Below are 7,424 nucleotides of genomic sequence, written 5' to 3'. Positions count from 1 at the left end.
CGCAGGCGTGCACACCGGCGTTGCGGATCAAGCCCTCGATGCCCCGGGCCGTGTCGAAGATCGTCTTGCACTCCGGGTCGCTCTCGACCAGCGCACGGACCTCGGCCGCTTCGGCGTAGCGCTCGTGCTCGGGGTTGACGATGCCCGAGAGCGGGATGTCCTTCGCCATGATCGGCGGCGGAAGCGCCTTGGAGATCCTGTCCGCGATCGCGTAGCCCGGCTGGCCGTACTGGACGCGGGCGGCGTCCTTGATGGCGGCCTTGGTCTTGATGGTGCCGAAAGTGATCACCTGCGCGACACGGTCCGCGCCATACGTCTCGGTGGCATAGCGGATCATCTCGCCGCGCCGGCGGTCGTCGAAGTCGATATCGATATCGGGCATCGACGCCCGCTCGGGGTTCAAGAACCGCTCGAACAGCAGCTTCTGCGGAATCGGGTCCAAGTTCGTGATGCCCAGCACGTACGCGACCAGCGAACCGGCCGCCGAACCACGACCGGGGCCGACCCGGATGCCGACCTTGCGGGCGTGGGTGATGAGGTCGGCGACGATGAGGAAGTAGGCGGGGAAGCCCTTCTGGATGATCACGCCGAGCTCGTACTCGATGCGCTCGGGGTAGCCCTCCGGCGGGCCGTCGGGGAAGCGCCAGGCCAGGCCCTTCATCGTCTCGGTGGTCAGCCACGAACCCTCGTTGTAGCCCTCGGGGACGGTAAAGACCGGCATCCGGTCCTTGTGCGCGTAGACGTCTTCATAGGACTCGACGCGCTCGGCGATCAGCAGCGTGTTGTCGGCCGCGCCGGGGATCTCGACGTCCCAGTAGGCGCGCATGTCCGCGGCGGACTTGAGGTAGTAACCGTCGCCGTCGAGTTTGAACCGGGTCGGGTCGCTGAGCGTCTTGCCCGACTGGACCGCCAGCAGCGCGGAGTGCGCGGCGGCTTGGTCTTTGGTGACGTAGTGGGAGTCGTTGGTCGGCAGTGGCCGCAGGCCGAGCTGCTTGCCGATGTTCAGCAGCCCATCGCGGACCGACTTCTCGATGGCCAGGCCGTGGTCCATCAGCTCGAGGAAGTAGTTGTCCGCGCCGAAGATGTCCTTGTAGTCCGAAGCGGCCTGCATCGCCGCCTCGTGCTGGCCGAGCCGCAACCGCGTCTGCACCTCGCCCGACGGGCAGCCGGTGGTCGCGATGATGCCGCCGGGGTTCTCCGCGATGAGCTCGCGGTCCATCCGGGGCTTGCGGTAGTAGCCCTGCATGCTGGCCATCGACGTCAGCTTGAACAGGTTGCGCAGGCCGGTGGAGTTCTCGGCGAGCATCGTGATGTGCGTGTACGCGCCGGCGCCAGAGACGTCTCCGCCCTCGCCCAGCTCGTCGGACCCGCGCTGGTTCTGCTGCCCCCAGAACACCGGCTTCTTGTGGAAGCGGCTCTCCGGCGCGACGTACGCCTCGACGCCGATGATCGGTTTGAGGCCGTGCTTGCCCGCCTGTTGGTAGAACTCGTCGGCGCCGTACATGTTGCCGTGGTCGGTCATCCCGACCGCGGGCATCTCGAGCCGCGATGCCTCTTTGAACAGGGGCGCGATCTTCGCCGCGCCATCGAGCATCGAGTACTCGGTGTGCACATGCAGGTGGACGAAAGAATCCTTCGACACCAGCGAAAACCTCCCCGAAACGGACCGGTCGGCGACGCGCTGCCCGGACTTCCACCGTATGCCCCGGCGGCCGAGGGCGACGGTCCGGGGGCGGCGCGAGAAGTCCATCTTGCCCCCGCGGCGGCGCGCCGCGCTGCCCGCCGCGCCGACTGTTTTTTTCGACCACGGGGAGTCGTCGGGCGGACGCGAAAAGAAGTCGTCCGGTGACCTCGCGATCTCTACGCTTCCTCGTCATGGATGAGGAAATCCCGACCTGGGGCGCGGCGTCCGACGCGTCGCCGTGCTGACCGGCGCCGGCATCTCGACCGACTCCGGAATCCCCGACTACCGCGGCCCGGACGGCGTGTGGACGAAGAACCCCGCTGCGGTGAACCAGTTCACCCTCGAGAACTTCCTGGCCGACCCGGAGGCGCACCGCGTTCTGGCGAACCTACGCCGGCCACTCCGCCTCGCGGGCTGAGCCGAACGCCGCTCATCGCGCACTGGCCGGGATGGACCGGGCCGGGTTGGCGGTCCGGGTGCCGACCCAGAACATCGACGGCCTGCACCAGCGGTCAGGACTGTCCGCACGCAAGGTCCTGGACCTGCACGGCTCGATGCGCTCGGTCGTGTGCACCCGATGCAATGTGACTGTTGGGGCTCCTGAAGGCACTTTCGGCAGGGCAGAGACGTCGTCAAGGCCGAGTTGAGTACGCCTTACGCCGTGAAGGTGGCCTTCACGACACGTCACAACGCCACAGGGGTGGCCCCGAGGGGACTTGACAACAGGTGGCGGGGAGACGCACGATTCCGGCTATGAACCTGTCTGACAGCCAGACAGCCAGACAGGCCCCCCGGCGCATCAGTGCCATGGAGGCCGTTCTGGCCCACCTGCGTGCGGCGATCGAGCGCGGGGAGTACGAGGTCGGCGACAAGCTGCCGTCGGAGGCGACGCTCGGCAAGGATTTCGAGGTCAGCCGCTCGGTCATCCGCGAGGCGCTGCGAGGGCTGCAGGCGCTGGGCATGACCGAGTCGAAAACCGGCAAGGGCACCTTCGTCACCGCGACCGGCCCGGTGGAGAACCCCACGTTCGGCCCGTATTCGGCGCGGGACCTGTTCGAGGTCCGGCGCCATGTCGAGATCCCCGCCGCCGGGTACGCCGCGCTGCGGCGGAGCTCGGACAACCTCGACCTGCTCGGCCACCTCGTCGAGCGGATGGACCTCGAGACCGACAACACCGCGTGGGTGGCGCTGGACTCGCTCTTCCACATCACCATCGCGCAGTCGTCCGGCAACCCGGTGTTCGGCAAGGTCATCGAGGAGATCCGCGACGCGCTGGCCCGGCAGTCGGCCTTCCTCAACCAGCTCGGCGACCGCCGCGGGCGGTCCAACACCGAGCACCGGCGGATCGTCGCCGCGATCGCCGAAGGCTCCGAAGCGGCCGCGGTGACGGCGATGACCGCACACCTGGCGCAGGTCGAGACCGCGTTGACCACCATCGTCACCAAGAACGGGGAAAAGTGAGCGCCGCCGCACCCGTCCGCGTGCCCGATCACGTACCGCTCCTGCACATGCTGCGAAGCGGCATGACCGAAGGCGTCCACTACGGGTCCGTGGTGGTACTCGCGCCCGACGGCTCGACGCTGTTCGAAGCGGGCGACGTCGACGCGGCGTTCTACCCGCGTTCGGCGGCCAAGCCGATGCAGGCCGTCGCGATGAACCGGCTCGGCCTGGCCCTGCCCCCGCGGCTGCTCGCGCTGAGCGCGGCCAGCCATTCCGGGGAGCAGATCCATCTCCACGGCGCGGAGCAGATCCTCACCACGGCCGGCTTCCACACCCGCGATCTGGGCAATCCCGAGGACTTCCCGTACGACCCGGTGCAGCGCGACCGGTGGCTCGCGACCCGCCGGAGCCCCAGCAAGCTGGCCCACAACTGTTCTGGCAAGCACGCGGCAATGCTCGCGGCTTGCCACCTGCGCGGCTGGTCGACGGCGGACTACCTCGACCCCGGGCATCCCCTGCAGCAGGCGATCGCCGAGACCGTCGAGGACCTGTCCGGGCAGCCGGTGGCGCGAGTGGCTGTCGACGGCTGTGGCGCCCCGCTGTTCGCCGTGTCGCAGCGGGGACTCGCGACCGCGATCAGCCGGATCGCCCGCGCCGCCGCCGGCAGCTCGGAAGGCCTTGTCGCGCAGGCGATCCGCGCGCATCCCGAGATGGTCGCCGGGACGCGGCGCGACGTCACCAAGCTGATGAACGCCGTGCCGGGGCTGATCGCCAAGGACGGGTTCGAAGGTGTCCAGGTCGCCGCGCTGGCCGACGGCACCTCGATCGTCGTCAAGGTCGCCGACGGTTCCGACCGGGCACGCCAGCCCGTGCTCGCCGCCGTGTTGACGCTCTGCGGGGTCGACGCCGCGCTGCTGAAACCGTTCGCCGGAACGACCGGTGAAGACGGACTCAAGATCGTCGGCGCGCTCGCCGAACGACTCCGCGAAGTGAAGTAAGGGGAAGCGCGTGCCGATCCGGATCGAACACGATCTACTGGGAGACAAGGAAGTCCCCGCGGACGCGTACTGGGGGGTGCACACCGCCAGGGCCAGAGAGAACTTCCCCATCACCGGCACCGCGATCTCGGCGTACCCGCACCTGATCGAAGCGCTGGCGTCGGTCAAGGAGGCCGCCGCGCGCGCCAACGGCGAACTCGGCCTGCTCGAGCCGGACGTCGCCGACGCGATCGTCGCCGCGTGCACGGAGATCCGCGGCGGCGCGTTGCACGAACAGTTCGTCGTCGACGTCATCCAGGGCGGGGCCGGGACGTCGACGAACATGAACGCCAACGAGGTCATCGCGAACCGCGCGCTCGAACTGCTCGGACACAAAAAGGGCGACTACACCCGCGTGCATCCGAACGAGCACGTCAACCGCAGCCAGTCGACCAACGACGCTTACCCGACCGCGGTCAACGTCGCGACGATCATCGCCGTGCGTGAGCTGTCCTCGGCGATGACCGTGCTGGAGACGGCTTTCGCGGCCAAGGCCGTCGAGTTCCACGACCTGCTGAAGATGGGCCGCACCCAGCTGCAGGACGCCGTGCCGATGACGCTGGGCCAGGAGTTCGGTACCTACGCGGTCATGCTCGGCGAGGACCGGCTGCGGCTGACCGAGGCCGTCACGCTGCTGCACGAGATCAACCTCGGCGCGACGGCGATCGGCACCGGCCTGAACGCGCCGGACGGCTACGCCGAGGCCGCGTGCCGTCACCTCGCCGAGATCACCGGGCTGCCCGTGGTGACCGCGGCCGACCTGATCGAGGCGACCCAGGACTGCGGCGCGTTCGTCCACCTTTCCGGGGTGCTCAAACGGATCGCGGTGAAGCTGTCCAAGAGCTGCAACGACCTGCGGCTGCTTTCGTCGGGCCCGCGCGCGGGGTTCAACGAGATCAACCTCCCGCCCGTGCAGGCCGGTTCGTCGATCATGCCGGGCAAGATCAACCCGGTGATCCCCGAGGTGGTCAACCAGGTCGCGTTCGAGGTCATCGGCAACGACGTCACCGTGACGATGGCCGCGGAAGCCGGACAGCTGCAGCTCAACGCGTTCGAGCCGATCATCCTGCACTCGCTGTCCGAGAGCATCACGCATCTGAAGGCGGCTTGTCTCGTACTCGCGGAACGCTGCGTCGCCGGGATCACCGCGAACCCGGACGTGCTGCTCGGCTACGTCACCAATTCGATCGGGCTCGTCACCGCGCTGAACCCGGCGATCGGCTACGCCGCGGCCACCGAAATCGCGAAGGAAGCCCTCGCCACCGGACGCGGAGTCGCTGAACTCGTCATCGAAAAGGGACTGCTGCCGCCCGAACAGCTAGCGGCGCTGCTACGGCCCGAGACCCTCGCGAAGCTCAGGTAGCCTCGGCTGATCGACCGTTAACCCCAGGCAGAACGGTGGCTCCGCGTGTTCGAACGACTCGTCGACAAACTTCTTGGGCTGCCTGCCGCCGAAGTCCCGAAGCCGGCCGTGGCCAAGGACATCGCCGTGCCGATGCCCGACGGCGTACGCCTGCGAGCCGACCGGTACCGCCCTCCGGGTGAGACGCCGATGCCGGTGGTACTCATCCGGACGCCGTACAGCAAGAGCACCCTGCTGGGGAAGCTGCTCGGCGGGGCGCTTGCGCGTCGCGGGCTGCAGGTCGTCGTGCAGGACGTACGCGGCACCTTCGGCTCCGAAGGTGAGTTCTGGGCGTTCCAGCAGGAGAAGGAAGACGGGCTCGCGACCGCGGCTTGGCTGCGCGAGCAACCGTGGTGCGACGGCAGGCTGGCGACGACGGGGATGAGCTATCTCGGCCACACCCAGTGGGCCATCGGCCCGTACCTCGACCCGCCGCTCGAAGCGATGTGTCTCGGCATCACGGCGTCGGAGTTCGTCAGCTCGTTCTATCCGGGCGGGGTGCTCGGGCTGGACAACATGCTCTCGTGGTCGGCGCTGATCGGCACTCAGGAACGGCGGTTCGCGGCGCTGCCGAACCCGCGCAAGGCCAAGCGGATCCGCGCGGCGATGGCGCACCTGCCGACGAACACGGCCGACGTCGCCGCGATCGGCAAGCCGGTGCGGTTCCTCGCCGACGTCACCGGCCACGCCGAGCCGGGTGACGACTTCTGGTCGCCGACCGACCACAGCAAGGGCCTCGCCGAGCTGACCACGCCGACCAGCATGGTGACCGGCTGGTTCGACCTGTTCCTGCCCGCCCAGCTGCGGGACTTCAAAGCACTCACCGCCGCCGGTCGGGAAACCCGGATCACCATCGGTCCGTGGAGCCACGGGCAGCCGTCGAGCATGGGGCCGATGATCGCCGACCAGGCTTCGTGGCTGACCGCGCACCTGCTCGGCGACCGCGCCCAGCTGCGTCAGGCGCCGGTGCGGCTGTTCCTGCAAGGAGCGGGCCGATGGCTCGACTTCGACCAGTGGCCGCCCGCGGAGTCGACGCCGAAGGCGTGGCACCTGCAGCCCGTCGGAAGGCTCGGCGAGGAGACTGCGACGGAGTCCACTCCGGACAAGTTCACCTACGACCCGGCCGATCCCACGCCGTCGGTCGGCGGGCCGCTGCTGACGGGCGAGAACCGGCAACGCGACAACGCTTCCGTCGAGGCGCGGCCGGACGTGCTCGTCTACACCGGTGAGTCGCTCAAGGTGTCGCTCGATCTCATCGGCGAAGTCTCGGCGACGGTCCACGTCCGTACCGACCTCGGCTACGCGGACGTGTTCGTCCGGCTCTGCGATGTCGACCCGGGCGGGGTTTCCCGCAACGTCACCGAGGGCATCCTGCGGCTGCGGCCGGGGGTACCCGAGGCAGACGCCGATGGGATCGTCACCGCGGAGGTGAGTCTGGACCCCACGGCGTACCGCTTCCGGCGCGGGCACCGGCTGCGTGTCCAGGTGACCGGCGGCGCGTTCCCGCGGTTCGCGCGGAACCACGGCACGGGCGAACCCTCGGGCACGGCGACCGCCACGAAGCCGTGCCGGTTCGAGGTCTTCCACGACGCCGCCCACCCCTCCCGCGTCACCCTCCCCGTCTTCCCCGGCTAACGCGTGGGCACTTTTGTGGCTCTTGTGTCGTATGTGTGGGTCCGCGACGCCTCAGTGCCGGGTGAGGTTCTTGAGGTCAGCGGGTGTGGTCGGCTGTCGTTGAACCGCCCCGGGTTTGGCGGGGACTCCATCGTGTGAGTGAGGATGGAGTTATGGCCAAGTCTTCGAGGCACCCTCGTGAGCTGCGTGAGCGCGCGGTTGCGTTGGTGTTTGAGCAGGTAGAGCA

Annotated in this window: 6 protein-coding genes and 1 pseudogene; 6 read left to right on the top strand and 1 reads right to left on the bottom strand. The window is 68.7% G+C overall.

The features are described from left to right. The coding region (dnaE, locus tag JWQ81_RS01335) for a DNA polymerase III subunit alpha (protein WP_297536881.1) at positions 1–1,642 on the bottom strand (1,642 nt) is incomplete at its 3' end. 280 nt (positions 1,643–1,922) lie between these two features. Here dnaE and JWQ81_RS01330 point away from each other — a divergent pair. The 6 genes and pseudogenes from JWQ81_RS01330 (at position 1,923) to JWQ81_RS01305 (ending at position 7,198) form a co-directional block, all read left to right on the top strand. After that, positions 1,923–2,102, top strand: coding sequence for a Sir2 family NAD-dependent protein deacetylase (locus JWQ81_RS01330; RefSeq protein ID WP_297536879.1), 180 nt, complete (start codon positions 1,923–1,925; stop codon positions 2,100–2,102). A gap of 10 nt (positions 2,103–2,112) precedes the next feature. Then, positions 2,113–2,331: pseudogene (locus JWQ81_RS01325) on the top strand (Sir2 family NAD-dependent protein deacetylase); the annotation flags it as partial. Between the two features lie 160 nt (positions 2,332–2,491). Further along, the gene (locus JWQ81_RS01320; RefSeq protein WP_297536878.1) at positions 2,492–3,145 is read left to right on the top strand and encodes a FadR/GntR family transcriptional regulator; all 654 of its coding nucleotides are present in this window, start codon (positions 2,492–2,494) and stop codon (positions 3,143–3,145) included. A 47-nt stretch (positions 3,146–3,192) separates the two neighbouring features. Next, positions 3,193–4,122: an asparaginase gene (locus JWQ81_RS01315; RefSeq protein WP_297536880.1), complete on the top strand. Its 930-nt coding sequence runs from the start codon at positions 3,193–3,195 to the stop codon at positions 4,120–4,122. A 10-nt stretch (positions 4,123–4,132) separates the two neighbouring features. Beyond that, positions 4,133–5,524: an aspartate ammonia-lyase gene (aspA, locus tag JWQ81_RS01310; protein ID WP_297536877.1), complete on the top strand. Its 1,392-nt coding sequence runs from the start codon at positions 4,133–4,135 to the stop codon at positions 5,522–5,524. Positions 5,525–5,569: 45 nt separating this feature from the next. Beyond that, a complete protein-coding gene (locus JWQ81_RS01305) occupies positions 5,570–7,198 on the top strand; it encodes a CocE/NonD family hydrolase (RefSeq protein WP_297536876.1) in 1,629 nt (542 codons plus the stop codon). The last annotated feature ends 226 nt before the right edge of the window (positions 7,199–7,424 follow it).

The organism is Amycolatopsis sp. (assembly GCF_025464955.1).
GTDB lineage: Bacteria > Actinomycetota > Actinomycetes > Mycobacteriales > Pseudonocardiaceae > Amycolatopsis.
This window is presented reverse-complemented; position numbering and strand designations above follow the sequence as displayed.